The following is a 1,694-nucleotide window of genomic DNA, read 5'->3' on the forward strand; positions in this document are numbered from 1 at the left end:
ATAGCCCATCGGCGAATCGCCGGGCACGAGATACATCCGCTCGTCGCGGAAGAACCACGGGCCCGTTTCCCAGCGCGGACCGTCGAGGCCCGGCGCTTCATCGGCGCGCTTGACCGGCAGCACGTAGCCGACCACGCTGTCGAGCTGCTGCTCGAACACCTTGCGCAGCCGCGCGCGTTCGAGCTCGTCGTCGAGCCGCGAGTCGAACGGGTCGACGTTGACCGGCAGCCGGCGTTCGCGCCACAGGTAGTACCAGACGTCCTCGTAGCCGGGCCGGATGAATTCGCCGGTCAGGTTCAGCCGCGCGGCCAGCGCGTCGATGAAGCGCTTTGCATCGTCGGTCGTGTAGGCGGACGGCTCGCGCTCGTCGGCGAACAGCGACGGATCGTGCCACACCGGCTGGCCGTCGGCCCGCCAGAAGATCGACAGCGCCCAGCGCGGCAGTTGCTCGCCCGGATACCACTTGCCCTGCCCGAAATGCAGGAAGCCGCCATCGCCGTATTCGGCGCGCAGCCGCTGCACGAGTTCGGTCGCGTAGCCGCGCTTGGTCGGGCCGAGCGCGTCGGTGTTCCATTCGGCGCCGTCGCGATCGTCGATCGACACGAAGGTCGGCTCGCCGCCCTGCGTGAGCCGCACGTCGCCGGCCGCGAGCGCGCCGTCGACCTGCGTGCCGAGTGCCAGCACCGCGCCCCATTGCGAATCCGTATACGGCTTGGTCACGCGCGGCGATTCGTACACGCGCGTCACGCTCATCTCGTGCTCGAACGACACCTCGCACTCGTCGATCAGCCCCTCGACCGGCGCGGCGCTGGTCGGCTGCGGCGTGCACGCCAGCGGAATGTGGCCTTCGCCGGCGAGCAGGCCCGAGGTCGGGTCGAAGCCGATCCAGCCGGCGCCCGGCAGGTAGACCTCGCACCACGCGTGCAGGTCGGTGAAGTCGACCGACGTGCCGCTCGGGCCGTCGAGCGACTTCACGTCGGGCGTGAGCTGGATCAGGTAGCCCGACACGAAACGCGCGGCGATGCCGAGATGGCGGCACAGCTGCACGAGCAGCCATGCGCTGTCGCGACACGAGCCCGACGCGAGTTCGAGCGTCTCTTCGGGCGTCTGCACGCCCGGCTCCATCCGCACGAGATAGCCGATGTCGCGCTGCAGTTGCTGGTTCAGCGCAACGAGGAAATTCACGGTGCCGGCCGGCGTGCGGTCGACACCGTCGAGATACGAGCGGAACAGTGGCGACGCGCTCGTCTGCGGGTCGCACACGAGATACGGCGCGAGTTCGGTCTTCAATGCATCGTCATAGCTGAACGGGTATTGCTCCGCGCTGGCCTCGAGGAAGAAGTCGAACGGGTTGTACACCGACATCTCGGCGACGAGATCGATCGTGATCTCGAAGTGCTCGGTGCGCTCCGGAAACACGAGCCGCGCGAGATAGTTCGCGAACGGGTCCTGCTGCCAGTTGACGAAGTGCTGCGCGGGCTCGACCGTCATCGAATACGCGAGGATCGGCGTCCGGCAGTGCGGCGCGGGCCGCAGCCGCACGACCTGCGGGCCGAGGTTGACGAGCCGGTCGTAGCGATAGCGGGTGGTGTGATGCAGCGCGACGTGGATGGACATGTGAGCTCGGTTCGGGTTGGGCCGGCCGCGCGCCGCGTCGCGCTCGATTCGACGCCAGGCTCATATACACAACTCCC

At 68.2% G+C, this 1,694-nt stretch carries 1 protein-coding gene; it reads right to left on the bottom strand.

Features of this window, described 5'->3' with window-relative positions; all coding sequences use genetic code 11:
- Positions 1–1,617 (bottom strand): transglutaminase family protein (locus JYJ84_RS35970; RefSeq protein WP_205190236.1); only part of this gene is annotated, 1,617 nt, incomplete at its 3' end.
- Between the last annotated feature and the right edge of the window lie 77 nt (positions 1,618–1,694).

The organism is Burkholderia sp. LMG 13014 (assembly GCF_905232215.1).
Taxonomy (GTDB): domain Bacteria; phylum Pseudomonadota; class Gammaproteobacteria; order Burkholderiales; family Burkholderiaceae; genus Burkholderia.